The organism is Paractinoplanes brasiliensis (genome assembly GCF_004362215.1).
Lineage (GTDB): Bacteria > Actinomycetota > Actinomycetes > Mycobacteriales > Micromonosporaceae > Actinoplanes > Actinoplanes brasiliensis.
Genome location: NZ_SNWR01000002.1, coordinates 213,310 through 230,282, shown reverse-complemented (window position 1 = coordinate 230,282; position 16,973 = coordinate 213,310). Strand labels below are relative to the sequence as shown.

Here is a 16,973-nt window from a genome sequence, read left to right as displayed (position 1 = left end):
TTTCGATCGTCCATAGGTCTAGCCTTCGAAGTCACCTTGGTCCTAACGTCACGTTATGAACCTGGAGCTGCGTCATCTCAAGGTGGTCTGCGCCATCGCAGAGACAGGCAGCGTGACCAAGGCGGCCTCACAATTGGGGCTGGCCCAGCCGGCTCTGACAGCGCAGCTGCAACGCATCGAACGCACCCTGGGCGGCCCGTTGTTCGAGCGGGACCGTCGTGGCGCCCGGCCCACCGCGCTCGGCGAGCTGGTGCTCGCCCGTGCCCGGGTGCTGCTCCCTGCGATGAAGGGCCTGCAGGACGAGGCCGCCCGGCTGGCCGGCGCGACCGGGATCGACACGATGAGCCGCTACCGGATCGGAGCGCTGGGCGGCCCGATCATCGGCGGCATGGTGTCGCGGCTCGCCCAGGCCCAGCCCGACGCACAGATCACCACTCACGCCTCGTACTACGTCGATGACCTGGCCAACATGGTGCTGGCCGGCAAGCTCGACTACGCGCAGGTCGGCGTGTGCGGCGACGCGTTCCCGTCGGCCGATTACGGCCTGGTCTGGCAGACGATCGCCATCGACGGCATCTGCGCGCTGATGCCCGAGGACCATCCCGGCAGCAAGGACGTCGACGTCGACCTGGCCGAGCTGGCCTCGGAGTCGTGGGTGGCGGCCACCGGCGACGGCTGCTTCGGCGACTGTTTCGCGGCCGCGTGCGCCCGTGCCGGGTTCACGCCGCGGCGCATGCTCGAGAGCGACGTCCGCGGGTGCATCGACATGGTCGAGTCGGGCATGGCGCTCGCCCTCTGCCAGGGCACCTTCCGCCCGCCGGCCGGGCTGACCTCGCGGCCGCTGCGCGGAGCCCCGCTGCGGTGGCGGCTCGTGCTGGGCTGGCACCCCGACTCGCAGGCCGCCCACAGCTCGGCCAAGCTGATGGGGATGGCGCAGGAGGCGTACCAGGAGGTCGTCGAGCGCAACCCCGACTTCGTCGACTGGATGGCCGGCTATCCGCAGCTGGGCGTGGTGGGAAGCCTCGCCGCCGCCGCGGAGAAATGACAAGGGCCCGGCACGAGGCCGGGCCCTTGCTTCACCGAACGGTCAGACCTTGGCGGGCGACTTCGCCGCGAAGGTCAGCGCACCGTCGGCCACGTCCACCTCGACCGTCTGACCGGGGGCCAGGTCGGCCGCCAGCAGCATGGTCGAGAGCCGGTTGTCCAGCTCGCGCTGGATGACCCGGCGCAGCGGGCGGGCGCCGAACTCGGGCTGGAAGCCCTTCTCGGCCAGCCAGTCGACGGCCCCGGTGGTGATCTCCAGGGTGACGTCCTGGTTGTGCAGGCGGCGCCGCGTCTCGTCGAGCATCAGCTCGGTGATCTGGCGGACCTGCTCCTGCTCCAGCTGCCGGAAGATGATGATCTCATCGATCCGGTTGATGAACTCGGGCCGCAGCTGCTCCTTGAGCCGGCGGTCGAGCCTGTCCCGCAGCTCCTCGTCGGGCGAGGCGCCGCCGGCCGTCCCGAACCCGACGCTGCGGCGGGTGCCGTTGATCAGGTCGGAGCCCAGGTTGCTGGTCATGATCAGCACGGTGTTCTTGAAGCTCACCGTGCGGCCCTGGCTGTCGGTCAGGCGCCCGTCGTCCAGCACCTGCAGCAGGATGTTGAACACGTCCGGGTGGGCCTTCTCGATCTCGTCGAGCAGCACCACGCTGTACGGGCGGCGGCGAACCGCCTCGGTCAGCTGCCCGGCCTCGTCGTAGCCGACGTAGCCGGGAGGAGCGCCGACCAGACGCGACACGGTGTGCCGCTCCTGGAACTCGCTCATGTCGAGCCGGATCATCCGGTCCGAGTCGCCGAACAACGCCTCGGCCAGCGAACGGGCCAGCTCGGTCTTGCCGACACCGGTCGGGCCGAGGAACAGGAAGCTGCCCACCGGCCTGTCCGGGTCGCCCAGCCCGGCCCGCGAACGGCGGACCGCCTCGGCGACGGCCTCGACCGCGTCGTCCTGGCCGACCACCCGCTCGTGCAGGTGCGCCTCGAGACGCAGCAGACGCTCGCGCTCCTCCTCGGTGAGCTGCGCGACCGGGATGCCGGTGGCCCGGGACACGACCTCGGCGATGTCGGCCTCGGTCACCTGGGGCACGCCGCCCTCGGCGGTCACGCCCCGCTCGATCTCGGCCTTCAACTGGTTGATCTCGTCGCGCAGGGCCGAGGCCTTCTCGTAGTTCTCCGCCGCCACGGCCTGGTCACGGTCGCGGGACAGATCCTCGAGGCGGCGCTCCTTCTCCCGTACGCCGGCGTCCGGGGTCTTCACCCGCAGCCGCACGCGCGCGCCGGCCTGGTCGATCAGGTCGATCGCCTTGTCCGGCAGGAACCGGTCGGTGATGTAGCGGTCGGACAGCTCCGCCGCGGCGTCCAGCGCCTCGTCGGTGATCCGCACCTGGTGGTGCGCCTCGTAGTTGTCGCGCAGCCCGCGCAGGATCGCCACGGTGTCGGAGACCGAGGGCTCGCCGACCAGCACCGGCTGGAACCGCCGGGCCAGGGCCGCGTCCTTCTCGATGTGCTTGCGGTACTCGTCGAGCGTGGTCGCGCCGACCACCCGCAGCTGCCCGCGGGCCAGGGCCGGCTTGAGCATGTTGCTCGCGTCCATGCCACCGCCGTCGCCGCCACCGCCGGCGCCGACCAGGGTGTGGATCTCGTCGAGGAAGACGATCAGGTTGTCGCCCTCGCTCTGGATCTCGTCGATGACCTTGCGCAGCCGCTCCTCGAAGTCGCCGCGGTAGCGGGTGCCCGCGACCAGCCCGGCCAGGTCGAGCTGCATGACCCGCTTGTTCTCCAGGGTCAGCGGCACGTCGCCGTCCACGATCCGCTGGGCCAGGCCCTCGACGATCGCGGTCTTGCCGACGCCGGCCTCGCCGATCAGCACCGGGTTGTTCTTGGTGCGCCGGGAAAGGATCTCGACGGCCTGCTCGATCTCGTCGGCCCGGCCGATCACCGGGTCGATCTCGCCGCGACGGGCCATCTCGGTCAGGTCCACCCCGAACTGCTCCAGGGTGGGGGTGTTCGGGTTGCCGGGGGCGCCGCCACGACCCGGGGTGGGCTCGGGGGTGCCCTGCTTGCCCTGCTGCTGCAGCGCCTGCGGGTCGAGCTTGCCGGCGAGCAGACGGCCGGCCGCCGAGTCGGGGTTGAGGCCCAGCGCCATCAGGATGTGCTCGGGACCCACGTACGAGGAGCCCAGCGCCCGCGAGATCTGCAGGCTGTCGAGCAGCGCACGCTTGGCGGCCGGGGTCAGGGCGACCTGCGACGGCAGCTCCTCACGCACCCCGGCCGGGCGGCCCAGGGCGGACAGCAGCGACTCGGGGTCGGCGCCCGCACGGCGTACGGTCTGCTTCATCGGCTCCTGCTGCAGGACCGCCCACAGCAGGTGGTCGGTGTCCAGGTCGGCGACCGGACGATCCGGGTCGGCGAGCTCGGCCGCACGGCGGGCCGCGGCGGAGAGCACCTCGCGCGCGTCGCCGCTCATGTACTTGGTGATATCGATGCGCGCGGAGCGGCGCGGGTCCGCCGCGCCGAAGAAGCGCGCGAAGAAGTCGTCCCACTGGCCGGGACCAGCCGGTCCGATCGGTCCGATGCTCATACGTCTTCTCTCTTCTGCTTCGAGTCCGTCGTGCGAGCGGAACCACCCGCCGCGCACGCCCCCTATCAGCGCTGTGCGCGACGCAACCATTCCCGGATCCCGCAGAAAGTTGACTCGGGTACGCTCAACTTCATGACCGTACCTCTCGTGATCGTCGACGGGGCCAACGTTGTCGGTTCCGTCCCCGACGGGTGGTGGCGTGACCGCGCCGCGGCCGCCGTCCGGCTGCGTGACGCGCTCGTCCCGGTGCTCGCCGCCGGGCTGTCCGACCTGCCCGGTCCGGTGGAGGTTTCCCTGGTCGTGGAGGGTCAAGCACGCGACGTCCCGGCCGTCGAGGGCGGCGTCGACGTCGTCCGGGCGGCCGGCTCGGGCGACGACACGATCGCCGATCTCGTACGCCGGGAGGCCGGCGCCAGGCGCATCGTGGTGATCACCGCCGACCGCGGCCTGCGCGAGCGCGTGACGGCCCACGGCGCCGAGGTGAGGGGTCCCACAAGCGTCCCGCGCCGTTAAGATGTGACCGTGATCGCCCGTTCGCAAGCCCGCTTCGCGAGCTGGGCCACGCCCCCGTTGCCCCTCTACGGCGACGACCACGAGCGCCGCGACTTCGCGCCTTCCGCCCTGCCGCGTGTGATGCCGGCCTGGACGCCCCCGCCGCTCTGGCCCCCGTGGGCCCTCCAGCACGGCTGACATCCTTCCGCGAGGCCCGCGTCTGACGGCCTCGGTTCTCACCGCAAGCTGTCCTGCCGGCTTCGTCTCGCCGGCAAGGGATGCCTACGTTCCGCCCGACAGATCCTTTCGACCGTCAGCCGCCTGATGCCGGGCCCGTTGATCGCATCGGACACCCCCGGTACCGCCATCCCTAACCCCCACCCACCCGGGGCAGAGGGGACTTTAACAGAGGCGGAGGGCGCTTCAGCGAGGCCAAATGGGCGCTTCAGCACGGTCGAAGTGCACTTGATCGGGACAGTGGGCACCCAGCCGGACAGAACGCCCCAGCCGGGCATAGGGCTCCGACCCGGACGAGTCCGGCGGGCTCGGACCGGTCGTCCGCAGGCAGCTTGCCGTTTGTCGCACAGTCGGAAAACGGAGTCGCACCATGTCCACAGCCCCCGCCGAGCGCATCGGCGCCACAGCGGTCCTGCGCCACCCGTACGTGCCCCTGGTCCTCACCGGCAGCCAGATCGGCCGCCTCCCTCTGGCCGCGTCACCCCTGGCCCTGCTGCTCTTCGCCCGCGAGACGGTCAGCCTCGCCCTGGCCGGCGCGCTGGTCGCCGTCTTCACCGCGGGCATGGCCATCGGCGCCCCCGTGCTGGCCCGCGCCGTCGACCGGTGGCGGCAACCACCCGTCCTGTACGGCTCGGCCGCCCTCTCCACGGTCGGCTACCTGATCGCCGCGTCGGGCTCCGGCCGCCCGCTCGTCATCGGGGCCGGCGCCGCGCTGGCCGGGCTCGGCACCCCGCCGCTGGAGGCGTGCCTGCGTGCGCTCTGGCCCGCCCTGGTCCCGCCGGGCACCGTCCACGCCGCGTACGCGCTGGACATCGCCGTGCAGGAGGTCATCTTCGTGGGCGGGCCGCTCGTCACCCTCGGAGCCGTGGCCGTGGGCGGGACCTCGGCGGGCCTCTACGCCGCCGCCGCGACCCAGGTGATCGGCGTGGTCGCGTTCGTGCGGGCCCCGGCCGTACGGGAGTGGCTCGGAACCCGGACGCAGCGGCACTGGGCCGGGCCGTTGCGCTCCGGACGCCTAGCCGTGGTGGTCGGCGGCGTCACCTTCGTGGGGGCGGCCGTGGGCAGCATCCCGGTTGTGCTCACCGGATACGCCGAGGCCGCGGGTGATCGTTCCCTGACCGGCTGGCTGCTGGCCGCCCAGGCCGCAGGCGCGCTGGCCGGCGGCTTGATCTACACCCGGGCGAAACCGGGCGGGCCACGGCGGCTGCCGGTGCTGACCGCCGTGTTCGCCGTGGGCTACCTGCCGTTGCTGATCGCCCCGGGGACGACGGCCATGACCGTGCTGCTGATCCTGAGCGGGCTGATGCTCCCGCCCGTGCTGACGGCGGTCTTTCTGGCGGCCGACCGGCTGGCCCCGAGCGGCACGGCGGTCGAGGCGTTCGCCTGGATCATGACGGCGTTCAGCGTGGGGAGCGCCCTGGGGGCGGCCGCGGCGGGACCGCTGACCGATGTGGGGGTGCGCGCCGGGTTCGCCCTGGCCCCGGTGGTCGCTGTGATGGCAGTCTTGGCGATGGCCGCCGCGACGGCAAGTGATCACTGACGGGTGGCGAGGTCCACGCCCGGGGGTGAATGTCGTCGTTCCCAGGGCGGGCGTACGCTTCCCGCGAGTGCCGCCGGACTGCCACTCTCAGGGTTCATTCCTGTTCATTCGCAGGTTGGATCGAGGTCGTCCGGCAGCGCCGGATCACAGCCCTGGACATGCTGTCCAACAGGGACGCTCCACCGGGGCGGCCCCCATGGCAGGCCGCTGACGGGGCAGTAGTCTGGGGTCGACGGTCGGGTTCCGGTTACAGCAGGAGGGCTCCACGGGTGGCCAGTGTCGCCGAGGTGAAAGCGGCTGTGGACGCTGCACTGCAGCAGGTCACCGAGGGGCAGCAGGCGATACAGGCGGCCCGCGAGAAGCTCGGCGAGGCTCAGCAGAGCCTGGCCGCCGCGCTCGACGGCAGCGGTAACGACGCCGTCGGCGCCGCCCACGCCCAGCTGTCGCAGGCCGACCAGTCCCTCGAGGAATGCCTGGGCGCGACCTTGGTCGCCATCGAGCAAGCCCAGCAGTACACGGCGACCCTCTGACGAGATGTCTCTGATCCAGGAACTCGGCGCCCGGCTCCGCGCGACCTCGGAGGAGTTGCCCACCGGTCAGGTCACGGTCGCGCTCGAGAAACTGCGCAGCGCGACGGAGCTGCTGACGTGGGTGCGGGAGACGTCGCAGGACCCGATGGGCGTGCCGCAGCTCGGCAACGCTACCGAGCACGCCGAGCGGGCCGCGGCCGCGCTGCGCCTCGCGCAGGATTCGATCGCCCGTTATCTCGCGAGCATCGGCCTCTCCGGCGAGGGCGCGGCGCCGCCCGATCGCGACTGGAAGGCGGGGCTGGAGAAACCGGAACGCCGGCCGGAGCAGCAGGAGCAGGAGCAGACCGAGCAGCTGGGCCCGTGGTGGCAGACGCGGGTCACCCAGCTGACCGGGGAGTCACCCGACAATCCGGAAATGTCCGAAAAAGGGAGCGGGGCCGGTGACACCGCCGAGCTCCTCCGCCGGGTGGCCGGCGGCGTCCGTGCGGGCGACCGTGCCCGGCTGGGCCGCGAACTGCACGCCGTCAACGCGTCCACCGGCCTGGGCCTGTCGGCGGTCAGCTCCCCGTTGCTGCACCGCCTGGCCGGCGACCTGCTCGGGCACGAGCCCCGCCCCGACGACGTCCCCAAGCTGCGCTCGGCCGCCGAGGGCCGGGTCAAGTCACTGCTCCCGGGCACCTCCCCGGCCGTGCTGGAGACGCTCATCGACCGCATCTGCCGGGTGCCCGTCGCCCAGCAGCCCAAGGCGCCCACCCACCCCGCCGACAGCGCCGTCACCGCGGGGGTGCTCACCGGGGTGCTGCTCGCCCGCCTGGGCCGCGACGCCGCCTCGCTCGACCCGTCGGCGCCCGACCCGGTGCGCCGGCCGGAACAAACGACCACCCAGAACACGGGACGCCGCAATGGCTGAGCCGACCGCCCCCACCCCGCCGAGCCGGCCGGACCACAACACCACCCGGGCAACGCCCGGCCCGGCAAGCCAACCGGCCCGGAACAGCCGGACCGCGCCCGACCCCGCGAGCCGGCCGGCGCACAACAGCCGGACCACGCCCGAGCCCACGAACCGGCCGGCCCACAACAGCCCGACCGCGCCCGAGCCCGCGAGCCGGCCGGCGCACAACAGCCCGACCACGCCCGCCCCGGCGAGCCGGCCCCCGCGGGGCACTGGGAAGAACGCGGGTCGCGGCCATGGCTGAGTCGACCGCGCAGCAGGTGATCGGCATCCGGGCCGGGCTGTCCCACGCGCTCGGCGCCGCCGCGACAGCGCTCGATGCGGCCCGCCGGGAGTACAGCCGTGCCGTGGAGCGCCGCCGCCGGGTGATCGAGGCGGCCGACGCCCGCCGCCTCAAGCTGGGCGCCGCCCTGGACGCCCGGCTGGCCGAGATCGACGAGCAGCACCGGCACGACCTGGCCGCCTACGCCGGGGCCGCAGCCAAGGCCGCCGACCGGGCCGCGCCGGGCGCCGCCGGTGACCCGTGGGACGACTGGCAGGCCACCCCCCTCGACCGGGCCGCCGAGCTGCGTGTGGGCCGGCTGCTGCTCCCGCATCCCGAGGATGTGCCGGCCCTGGTGCCGCTGCTCGACCGCGGGCACGTGGTGGTGCGGGGCGACCGGGCGGCCGGCGACGAGGTGGTGGCCGGGCTGCTGCTGCGCGCGCTGGGCACGGCCGCGCCGGGAGCGGTGCAGATCATCGGGTACGACCCGGAGCACCTGGGTGGCGGGCTGGCCCGGTTCGCCCCCCTCGCACCGGCCAACGTGCTCACCTTCGTCGGGCCGGGCGGGCTGGGCTCGCTGCTCGACGACCTGACCGACCAGGTGCGGCGGATCAACGAGACGGTTCTGGCCGGCGAGTACACGTCGCTGCGTGAGCTGAACGCGGCGACCCACCGGCGGCCCGAGCCGTGGCGGATTGCCGTGCTGCTGGGCGCGGGCGAGCTGAGCCGGGCCGAGCAGGCCCAGTTGCAGCGGCTGTTGCGCACGGGCGCGGCCTGCGGCGTGCACCTGATCATCCAGGGCATGCCGGTGCAGGCCGCGGACGGCGTCGAGTTCATCACGGCAGCCCCGGGCGACCACGCGCGGATCAGCAGCGCGGGCGCTCTCCCCGTACGGCTTGATGGTGGCCCGCCGCAGGCGGTGGTGGCCGCGACGTGCCGCCGGATCGCCGAAGCGGTCGCCGCCGGTCCCGCCCCGGTGGCCCTGGACAGCCTGTTGCCGCAGGTGGAGTGGCAGGAGAGCGCCGCCTCGGGGTTGACCGCGCCGCTCGGGGACAGTCCGCAGGGCGTGCCGGTGCCGGTGACCTTGGCCGACTATCCGCCGCACGCGCTGATCGCCGGGCCGTCGGGCACCGGCAAGACCAACCTCATCTACGCCTGGATGGGCGCGCTGGCCGCCCGCTACTCCCCCGCCGAGCTGGCCTTCTATCTGCTCGACTTCAAGGAGGGCGTGTCGTTCGCGCGGTTCGCCCCGGGCCGGCGTGACCAGACCTGGCTGCCGCACGTGCGCCTGGTCGGGGTGAACGTCAACACCGACCGCGAGTTCGGGCTGGCGCTGCTGCGTTTCCTCGGCGACGAGCTGCGCCGCCGGGCCGACGCGGCCAAGCAGCACGAGGTCACCAACCTGGCCGAGCTGCGGGCGGAGGACCCGGAGGGCTCGTGGCCCCGGATCGTCGCGGTGATCGACGAGTTCCAGGTGCTGCTGTCGGGGCGCGACGCGGTCGAGAAGGAAGCCGTCGACCTCCTCGAGGACCTGGCCCGCCGGGGCCGCTCGCAGGGCATTCACCTGATCCTGGCCAGTCAGGACGTGTCGGGCATCGAGGCGTTGTGGGGCCGTCCGGCGCTGGTCGCGCAGTTCTCGCTGCGGATAGCGCTGCCCCGGGCCCGGCGGGTGCTGGCCGAGCAGAACACGGCGGCCGAGTCGCTGCCCCGCTATCACGCGGTGGTCAACGCCGATTCGGGGGCCGTGGAGGCCAACCGGGTCGTCCGGGTGCCGGCCGCCGGTGACCGCGAGCGGTGGAACGCGTTGCAGCACCGGCTGTGGCGGCGGCGTCCGGCCGATGTGGGTCCGCCGCGGCTGTTCGACGGTGACGTGGTGCCGCGGCTGGCCGACAGCCCGGATTTCCGGCGGCTGGCCCCGGCCGAGTCGATGCCCGCCCCCGTGGTTCTGCTGGGCGAGACGATCGACGTCCAAGCCCGATCAGCCCGTACGGTGTTGCGCCGCGCCCCCGGGCGCAACCTGGCCGTGATGGGCACGCGGCTGGAGGAGGCGTGCGCGGTGCTGGCCACGGCCGCGCTGTCGTTGTCCGCGCAGTTCGCTCCCGAGGATGCCCGGTTCTCGATCCTCTGCCTCGACCCGGACGCCCGCCCGGCTGCGAAGGCCCTGTGCGAGTCGCTGCCCGACTGCGGGTGGTACGAGCTGGAGAACGCCGACTGGATACTGGAGGGCGCGGCGGCCGAGGCGACGGCGTCCTGGCCCGCCGACCGGCACCACTTCCTGCTCGTGTACGCCGGCGACGCGCTGCCCGGCGGCAAGGCCGTGGCCGACCAGCTGCGCACGATCCTGCGGCAGGGACCGGAGCGGCGCATCCACGTGCTGGGCTGGTGGCGTGGCGCGGGTCTGCTGCGTGACGCCCTGGGCGGTCCGGGGACGCGAACCGACGCGATCGGCGCCTGGGTGGCCCTCGACGTGCACGGCAGTGAGCTCGCGCCGTTCTATCCGGGCGCGGGGGCTCCGGCCTGGTATCCACGGCCCTGGCGCGCCCTGCACTTCGACCGCTCGGTGCATCGCGGGGCCGAGGTCATTATCCCGTACGGGGTGAGCTGAGTGACGCATCCACAGGGTGGGCTCCAGCCGGCCGATTTCGAGACGGCCGACTACCGCAGCGTGCTGCGCCGGCTCACCACCCTGGACGAGGAGGCCGCCGTCCTGCGGGACGAGGCCCAGCGCTGGCACGACGGCCGGGTCGCCGCGGCCGACGAGGCGGTGCGCGGCGCCGAGGCAGCCGTCGCCGAGGCCAAGGAAGCGGTGGCGCAGGCGCAGCGGGAGCTCGAGGAGGTCGACGCGCGCGCCGCGAACCTGTGGTCGGAGTACGTGCACAAGGTCGGGCCGACGGCCGAGCGGTACGGGCGTACGGTCCCGCCGGCCTCGATCCCGCGGCAGCGCACCGACCGGGACGCCGGCGACTACCTCGACGAGGTGGCGACGAAGGTCAAGTACACCGCTCCGGCCCGGCCGATCAACAGCGGCGTCAAAGTGCTGTTCATCGTGTTCGGCTTCCTGGGCGGCGTGGCCGGCGCGATCGGGAACCAGGTGCTGCGCGAGAACGGCGCCGGCGCGCCCGACGGCACGTGGAAGGACGCGCTGCCGGTGGTGGCTCTGCTGGTGCTGCTGGCCTGCCCGGTCCTGGCCGTGGTGGCGGCCAAGCGGGTCGCCGACCGTCGCGGCGCCGGACTGGACGCCGCGACGGTGGCCACCGTGCTGATCACCGGCCTGGTCACGGCCGGCGTGCTGGTGGCGGTGCTGCGAACTACTTAGGCGCGGGTACGACCAGGGCCTCGTTGAGCAGGCGCCGGGCCAGCACCAGCCGGTCGGCGTCGTCGTCGAGGGGCAGATCACCCACCCGTACGGGCTCCCCGGCCAGCACGACCCGCAGCGGCGCGGCGCAGGAGGCGGGGAAACGCATCGTGCGCCCGACCAGCCGCAGCACCACGTGCTCGGGCCCGTCGTCGGCGAGCTGCCAGCGCAACCCCTCGCGCACGCGGACATGGTCGTCCACGCCGAGCCCGGCGGCGAAGTCGAGCTGGGCGAGCGGGCTGACCGGCTCGGGACGGGCGGACGGCCAGTCGCGGGCGCGCAGCCGGGCGGCGACCTCGGCCGGCTCGACGCCGGTGAGCCAGTCGCGCAACGCCTCGACGGTCTCGGTCAGTTCGGGCTCGACCGCGTCGGGGTCGGAGACGTCCACCCCGTACGGCAGGGTGGCCCGCAGGCGCGCGTCCCCGGCCGCCAGGGCCAGCAGCTCCTCGACGACGGCGTAGCGGGTGAGGGCCCGTACGCCGATGGTCAGGTGCAGCGAGCGGTGGCCGAGCGCCTCGGCCGAGTGCAGCCAGCCGCGGGGCAGATAGAGCGCGTCGCCCGGGGACAGCACGATGTCCATCGCGGGCTCGCCCTGCGCCGTCGCGGCCACCTCGTCGGCGTGCCCGCCCCAGGCCTGCTTCTCGAGCGGATCGGCCAGCACCGGCTCGTGCAGCCGCCAGCGTTTGGTGCCGTCGACCTGCAGCACGAACACGTCGTGGGTGTCGTAGTGGGTGCTGAAGCCTTGACTGCCGGGTGGTGTCAGGTACGCGTTGACCTGCAGCGGGCGGCGCAGCTCGGCGCCGAGCCGGCGGCTGTAGTCGATCAGCGGCGGCCACAGGCGGTGCAGGCCCTGGAGGACAAGGGTGGCGCCCTCCGCGTAGAGCCGCATCACCTGGTCGTCGACGACCTGGTCGCCGATCTCGGCCCCGGCCCCGCCGCCGCCGGTGAAGCGGGCCGCGGGCAGCACCTTGCCCTGCTGGGCCACGCGCAGGAAGGGGGTGCGCAGGCCGCGGCGGCTGAGCAGCTCGTCGACGGCGTCCGGGGAGAGCAGGTCGGCGAAGCCGTCCGGCCCGGCCAGCTCACCGGCGCGGGAGAGAAGCGGGGCCTTCCCCCAGTACGCGGCGGCGAACTTGCCCGGCTCGACGGCCACGGCCCGGGACAGCGCCGGGCGGGAGTCGCCCGGCGCGTCGAACGAGGTCCCGGTCATTGTCAGGAAGCGGAGCCGTCGGCGCCGCCGTCGTGCCCGTCCGGGTTGGCGCCGCCGTCGGCCGGGCCCTCGCCCGCCGAGCCGTCCGCCCCACCGTCGTGGCCGCCCGGGTTCGCGCCACCGTCCGCGGGGCCCTCGCCCGTCGCCGAGCCGTCCGCCCCACCGTCGTGGCCGCCCGGGTTCGCGCCGCCGTCGGCCGGGCCCTCGCCCGCGCCGGCACCCGCGGCCGAGGTGATGTCGTCGTCGTTCAGTGCCATGGGAACTCCTTGTTCGGTGGACGTGACAGCACCGGCGAGGTACCCCGTGATCATCAGGTCTAACCGGGCTGTGAGCGGGGTATCCGCCCTGGATGCTGTGGATCGGAACGTCCGGCTGGCAGTACCGGGACTGGAAGGGCCGTCTGTATCCGGAGAAGCTGCCGCAGCGGCTCTGGCTGGAGCATTTCGCCGCGCACTTCCCCACCGTGGAGGTCAACAACGCGTTCTACCGGCTGCCCGAGCGCAGCACGTTCCAGCAGTGGCGCGAGCGCACCCCGGACGGGTTCTGCGTGGCGGTGAAGATGAGCCGTTACCTGACCCACGTCAAGCGGCTGCGGGAGCCCGCTGAACCGGTGTCGCGGTTCTTCGAGCGGGCGAGCGCGCTGGGTGACAAGCTCGGCCCGGTGCTGCTGCAGCTGCCGCCGACCATGAGGGCGGACCTGGACGCGCTGGACGAGACGCTGACGCTGATCCCGGCCGGCACGCGGGTCGCCGTCGAGCCCCGGCACGCCTCGTGGTGGACGGACGACTGCCGCAGGCTGCTCGAACGACACAACGCGGCGCTGTGCTGGGCCGACCGCAAGAGCCGCCCGATCACTCCGCTGTGGACGACGGCCGACTTCGGATACCTGCGCCTGCACGAGGGGCGAGCGCGGCCGTGGCCACGCTACGGACGGGCCGCGCTGGCGTCGTGGCTCGACCGGCTGCCCGCCGTACGGGAGAACTTCGTGTATTTCAACAACGACCCGGGCGGCGCGGCCGTGACCGATGCCGACACGATGTCCGCCATGGCCGCCGGGCGGGGACTTAAGGTGATGTCGTGCGCATCCTCGAACTGAACGGCCGGACGCCGGACGCCGCCGAGATCCACCGTCTGGTCACGATCAACTACGGCCACTTCACGTCGATGCAGGTGCGGGACTCCGGCGTACGCGGTCTGGCCCTGCACTTCGCCCGGCTGGCCGACGGCAACGAGGAGTTCTTCGGCTGGCGGCCCGGCCTCGACGACGAGCACAGGTTGCGCCAGCTCATCCTGCACGCGCTGGGCGGCGAGACGGACGCCTCGGTGCGCGTGTCCTACCTGCCCGGCGCCGACCCGGCCGGCCCGCCCGACGTGGCGGTGGCCGTGAGCGACCCGGCGAGCGACGATCCCCTGCCCCCGCTGAGGGTGCGGATCGACCCGAAGTTCCGGCGCGAGTGGCCCGAGCACAAGCACTCGGCGACGATGGGGCTGCGGCGGGCGCAGCGGCTCGCCGAGGCGGCCGGGTTCGACGACGCGCTCTCGGTGGGCCCGGACGGGCTGGTCCGCGAGGGCACGACGTGGAATGTGGCCTTCCTCAAGGGCGACGAGGTGGTGTGGCCGCAGGCGCCGATGCTCAGGGGCGTCACGATGGTGCTGCTGCAGATCGCGATGACCATGCAGGGCGTGCCGTGGACGGTCCGGCCGGTGCCCGCCTCGGAGCTGCCCGACTTCACCGGGGCGGTCACGGTCAACTCGCGGACCGTCCGGCAGGAGATCGGCTCGATCGACGACCTGAAGTACCCCGCCGGCGACAAGCTGGCCGCGATCATGGCCGAGGCGTACGCGTCAGTCCCCCTCGACGCCCTCTAGCAGCTCGATCAGCTCGGTAGCGTTGCGCTGGGCGTAGTCGCTGTAGCAGTTGTTCATGAAGACCTGGGTGGTGTCCGCCTCGTCGGCGAGTTCGCGCAGGCGCGGCACCCATTCGGCGAGTTCCTGGCGGGTGTACTCGTAGCCGAACTTCTCGTGAATGTCCTTGCTGGTCCACTTGTCGCTGTGGCCGTGGAAGCGCACCACGGCCAGGTCGGCGGTGGCGGCCAGCACCGGCGGCACCGACGACTTGTGGCCCTGGGGCATGTCGACGCCGACGAAGGCGAGCTTGTGGGCGCGCAGGAAGTCGAGCGTCTCGTCCTGGTTGGCGCCGTCGAACCAGGTGGCGTTGCGGAACTCGAACACCGGACGGATCGGTTTGCAGCGCGCGGCGACCTCGAGCAGGTAGTCCTTGTTGGACTTGCGGATGCCGAACCACGGCGGGAACTGGAAGAGCACCGCGCCCAGCTTGCCCGCCTCGCCGAGCGGGTCGAGGGCCGACAGGAACCTGGTCCAGACCTCCTCGTACGCCTGAGCGGGCAGGTCGCCGGGGTAGACGTTCTTTTTGTCCGTGTCGGGCCGCAGGTCCTTGTAGATCGCCGACACCTTGGTCGGGTGGCCGGTCAGCAGGCTGAACGCCTTGATGTTGAAGGTGAAGCCGTCCGGTGTGCGCTGGGCCCAGAGCCGGCTGGTCTGCTCGGCCGGCGGCCCGTAATAGGTGGAGTCGACCTCGACCACGGGAAACTTCTTGGCGTAGTAGGCCAATCGTTTCTCGGGGGTGTCGGCGCTCGCCGGGTACCACCCCGAGGCGAGCAGCGTCCGGTCGGTCCACGACGCGGTGCCGATCTGGATGGCGCCCATACGCTCAAGGTAGCCCGGATGCAGCGGGTCCGCCGCGCCGTCGCGGCGGACCCGGTTTGCCTCCGCGCGGTCAGCCGGCCCGGCGCTCGCGGTTCTGCTTGCAGTTGACGCACGTGGTGGCCGACGGGAAGATCTCGAGCCGCTCCCAGGGGATCGGGTTCGAGCAACCCTCACAGTTGCCGTACGTGCCCTCGTCGAGCCGCTGCATCGCGTGCTCGGCCTGCGTACGCCGGTCGCTCAGGGTGCGGAGCAGCGACGACGCCGCGTCGCGCTCGGCCGTCTTGGACCCGCTGTCGGCCTGGTCGTCCCCGGCGGAGTCGCCCATCTCGGCCAGCCGGAGCTTCTGGTTCTCGGCGAGAGCCTGCTCGTACTCGGCGCTCAGGTCGTCGAACCGGCCCCGCAGGACCGAACGGATCTGCTCGATCTCCTCCGCCGTACGGCCCTTGGCGGCACCCTTGCCCGTGATGACTGCTCCATTGACGAGCATGTGCTCCCCCTGCCCTTCCTCTGCCCCTGCCGGCGGTCCCCCGGAGGCCGGCCCATCGCACCGTGGAGCCGGCTGATACCCGCCGCCGGAGATCCCAAACGGGCGCTCCGCTGAAAAAGTAACCGGAGCATAACTGTCAGTGGTGGGTTGCGCTACAGACTCGCTTCATCAACGTTCGACGACCATCGCCGGACGCCGTGGATCATCGACGCGTACGACCACGTCGGCGAAGGACGCGGGGTCCACCTCGCTCGCGTACCGCTCGAAGGCGGGCAGGGTCCAGGCGCTGTCGGCGAGGGTCCGGCGGGCCAGCGCGGCGGCCGACATCTCGAGGTGCACGGTGACGTCGAACCCGAGCCCGCCGCCGAGCAGCAAAGGGCCGCTGACCAGCAGAATCGTGCCGGGCTTGAGGTGGCTGTAGGGTGCGCGGGCGGCCCGGTCGGCGGAGGCGTCCCAGAGCCTGGTGAGGATGCGCCCGGAGCCGGCGGGACCGGCCGGGTCGAGCACCTCGCGGGCCAGACCGGCCTCGTCGAACCACCCCAGGTAGTACGAGTCGGGGTTGTCGCGACCGAACTCCAGGCGCAGTGACGCGGGTCGCAGGAAGTCGGCGGTGTCGATCCGCACTGTGGGACGGCCGCCGGCCCGCAGCGGGCCCACCAGGGCGTCCGCCAGGGCCTCGGGGCGGGCAGCCGGGGCGCCGTCGAGTGCGACCCGCAGGAAACTGTCGGGTTCCCGACATATCAACAGATCGGCGAGTTCTTGGACCAGAACCTCGGACGAGATCGGACGGACGCGCACGCCGTCGAAGGCTACTCGTTCGGCTTGATCACCACGTGGGCGTCGTCGCTCAGCCGGTAGCCCACGCCGTAGACGGTGGTGATCAACGGGACCGCCCCGCCCAGCTTCAGGCGCAGCCGGCGCACGTGCACGTCGACAGTGCGCTCGCCGGTGTGGTCGTAACCCCAGACGCCGGTGAGCAGCTGGGCGCGGGTGAAGACCCGGCGGGGCCGCTCGGCCAGGAACAGCAGCAGGTCGAACTCGAGGCGGGTCAGCGGCAGCGGCTCGCCGTCGACGAAGACCTGCCGGGTGCCGGTGAGCAGGCGCACCTCGGGGCCCACGGGCGTCTCGGGCTCGGGCTCGACGGCGGGCTCGAGGGCCGGCTCGAGCTGCACGGTGCCGTGACTGACCTCGACGAGCTCGCGGACGGCTTCGATGAGCTTGTGGGCCTGCGGGGAGATCGAGTCGCCGGTCAACGGGATCGCGACCGTGACGGTCAGCGCGGGTTCCGGCGGGCGGCGCGCGGCGGTGGAGCCGCGTCCCGGTCCGCCGGCATGTCGAGCGAGCCGTGGTGAAAGCGCACTGGCCGGCATTTAGTTGATCCCCCTGAAAATACGTCTTGGCAATCGAATACGGCCGATCACCGTCCGTAAAGCCGCGAACGATATTTCCGCCAGCGTCGTTGCCGGGTCAACCCGCCAACCACACTGTGGGAAAATCGTTCCACATCCATGTTGACCGCAGAAAATGCATTCCCCGAACGGATTCTGTCAGACCGATTAAACATC

Annotated in this window: 17 protein-coding genes; 10 read left to right on the top strand and 7 right to left on the bottom strand. The window is 72.6% G+C overall.

Annotation, left to right across the window (positions count from 1 at the left end; translation table 11 throughout):
* The first annotated feature begins 55 nt into the window (after positions 1-55).
* Positions 56-1,045 carry a LysR family transcriptional regulator gene (locus C8E87_RS33050; RefSeq protein ID WP_133877380.1) on the top strand — a complete coding sequence of 330 codons (990 nt, stop codon included), beginning with the start codon at positions 56-58 and terminating at the stop codon, positions 1,043-1,045.
* Positions 1,046-1,087: 42 nt separating this feature from the next.
* On the opposite strand, the gene C8E87_RS33045 is transcribed toward C8E87_RS33050, so the two are convergent.
* Positions 1,088-3,619, bottom strand: a complete 2,532-nt coding sequence (locus C8E87_RS33045; protein ID WP_133877379.1) for an ATP-dependent Clp protease ATP-binding subunit — start codon at positions 3,617-3,619, stop codon at positions 1,088-1,090.
* 132 nt (positions 3,620-3,751) lie between these two features.
* Here C8E87_RS33045 and C8E87_RS33040 point away from each other — a divergent pair, with 132 nt between their 5' ends.
* From C8E87_RS33040 to C8E87_RS33015, 7 genes are all read left to right on the top strand, one after another.
* Positions 3,752-4,132, top strand: coding sequence for a PIN domain-containing protein (locus C8E87_RS33040; RefSeq protein WP_133877378.1), 381 nt, complete (start codon positions 3,752-3,754; stop codon positions 4,130-4,132).
* Between the two features lie 9 nt (positions 4,133-4,141).
* Positions 4,142-4,309 (top strand): hypothetical protein, encoded by a 168-nt coding sequence (locus tag C8E87_RS43950; RefSeq protein WP_166661363.1) that lies wholly within the window; start codon positions 4,142-4,144, stop codon positions 4,307-4,309.
* A 409-nt stretch (positions 4,310-4,718) separates the two neighbouring features.
* Positions 4,719-5,888, top strand: a complete 1,170-nt coding sequence (locus C8E87_RS33035; RefSeq protein ID WP_239080151.1) for an MFS transporter — start codon at positions 4,719-4,721, stop codon at positions 5,886-5,888.
* 269 nt (positions 5,889-6,157) lie between these two features.
* The gene (locus C8E87_RS33030; RefSeq protein WP_133877377.1) at positions 6,158-6,418 is read left to right on the top strand and encodes a hypothetical protein; all 261 of its coding nucleotides are present in this window, start codon (positions 6,158-6,160) and stop codon (positions 6,416-6,418) included.
* 4 nt (positions 6,419-6,422) lie between these two features.
* Entirely contained in the window at positions 6,423-7,328 is a 906-nt protein-coding gene (locus C8E87_RS33025; protein WP_133877376.1) for a hypothetical protein, read from the top strand.
* Between the two features lie 278 nt (positions 7,329-7,606).
* Entirely contained in the window at positions 7,607-10,237 is a 2,631-nt protein-coding gene (locus tag C8E87_RS33020) for an FtsK/SpoIIIE domain-containing protein (protein ID WP_133877375.1), read from the top strand.
* On the top strand, positions 10,238-10,948 hold the full coding sequence (locus tag C8E87_RS33015; protein ID WP_133877374.1) for a hypothetical protein: 711 nt from the start codon (positions 10,238-10,240) through the stop codon (positions 10,946-10,948).
* On the opposite strand, the gene C8E87_RS33010 is transcribed toward C8E87_RS33015, so the two are convergent.
* Entirely contained in the window at positions 10,941-12,194 is a 1,254-nt protein-coding gene (locus C8E87_RS33010) for a cupin domain-containing protein (protein ID WP_133877373.1), read from the bottom strand. The genes C8E87_RS33015 and C8E87_RS33010 overlap by 8 nt on opposite strands.
* Positions 12,195-12,196: 2 nt before the next feature.
* Positions 12,197-12,451: a BatC protein gene (locus C8E87_RS33005; protein ID WP_133877372.1), complete on the bottom strand. Its 255-nt coding sequence runs from the start codon at positions 12,449-12,451 to the stop codon at positions 12,197-12,199.
* Between the two features lie 92 nt (positions 12,452-12,543).
* Here C8E87_RS33005 and C8E87_RS33000 point away from each other — a divergent pair, with 92 nt between their 5' ends.
* Positions 12,544-13,290 carry a DUF72 domain-containing protein gene (locus tag C8E87_RS33000; RefSeq protein ID WP_133877371.1) on the top strand — a complete coding sequence of 249 codons (747 nt, stop codon included), beginning with the start codon at positions 12,544-12,546 and terminating at the stop codon, positions 13,288-13,290.
* Complete coding sequence (locus tag C8E87_RS32995; protein WP_133877370.1) at positions 13,272-14,063, top strand: aminotransferase class IV; 792 nt, start codon at positions 13,272-13,274, stop codon at positions 14,061-14,063. The genes C8E87_RS33000 and C8E87_RS32995 overlap by 19 nt, the downstream gene beginning before the upstream one ends.
* Here C8E87_RS32995 and C8E87_RS32990 read toward each other — a convergent pair.
* The 4 genes from C8E87_RS32990 to C8E87_RS32975 form a co-directional block, all read right to left on the bottom strand.
* Complete coding sequence (locus C8E87_RS32990) at positions 14,040-14,921, bottom strand: DUF72 domain-containing protein (RefSeq protein ID WP_133877369.1); 882 nt, start codon at positions 14,919-14,921, stop codon at positions 14,040-14,042. The two genes, C8E87_RS32995 and C8E87_RS32990, sit on opposite strands and share 24 nt — an antisense overlap.
* Before the next feature lie 70 nt (positions 14,922-14,991).
* Positions 14,992-15,408, bottom strand: a complete 417-nt coding sequence (locus tag C8E87_RS32985) for a TraR/DksA family transcriptional regulator (RefSeq protein WP_133877368.1) — start codon at positions 15,406-15,408, stop codon at positions 14,992-14,994.
* Positions 15,409-15,576: 168 nt separating this feature from the next.
* Entirely contained in the window at positions 15,577-16,206 is a 630-nt protein-coding gene (locus C8E87_RS32980) for a nucleoside/nucleotide kinase family protein (RefSeq protein WP_133877367.1), read from the bottom strand.
* Between the two features lie 11 nt (positions 16,207-16,217).
* Positions 16,218-16,778 carry a winged helix-turn-helix domain-containing protein gene (locus C8E87_RS32975; RefSeq protein ID WP_133877366.1) on the bottom strand — a complete coding sequence of 187 codons (561 nt, stop codon included), beginning with the start codon at positions 16,776-16,778 and terminating at the stop codon, positions 16,218-16,220.
* Positions 16,779-16,973 lie beyond the last annotated feature (195 nt).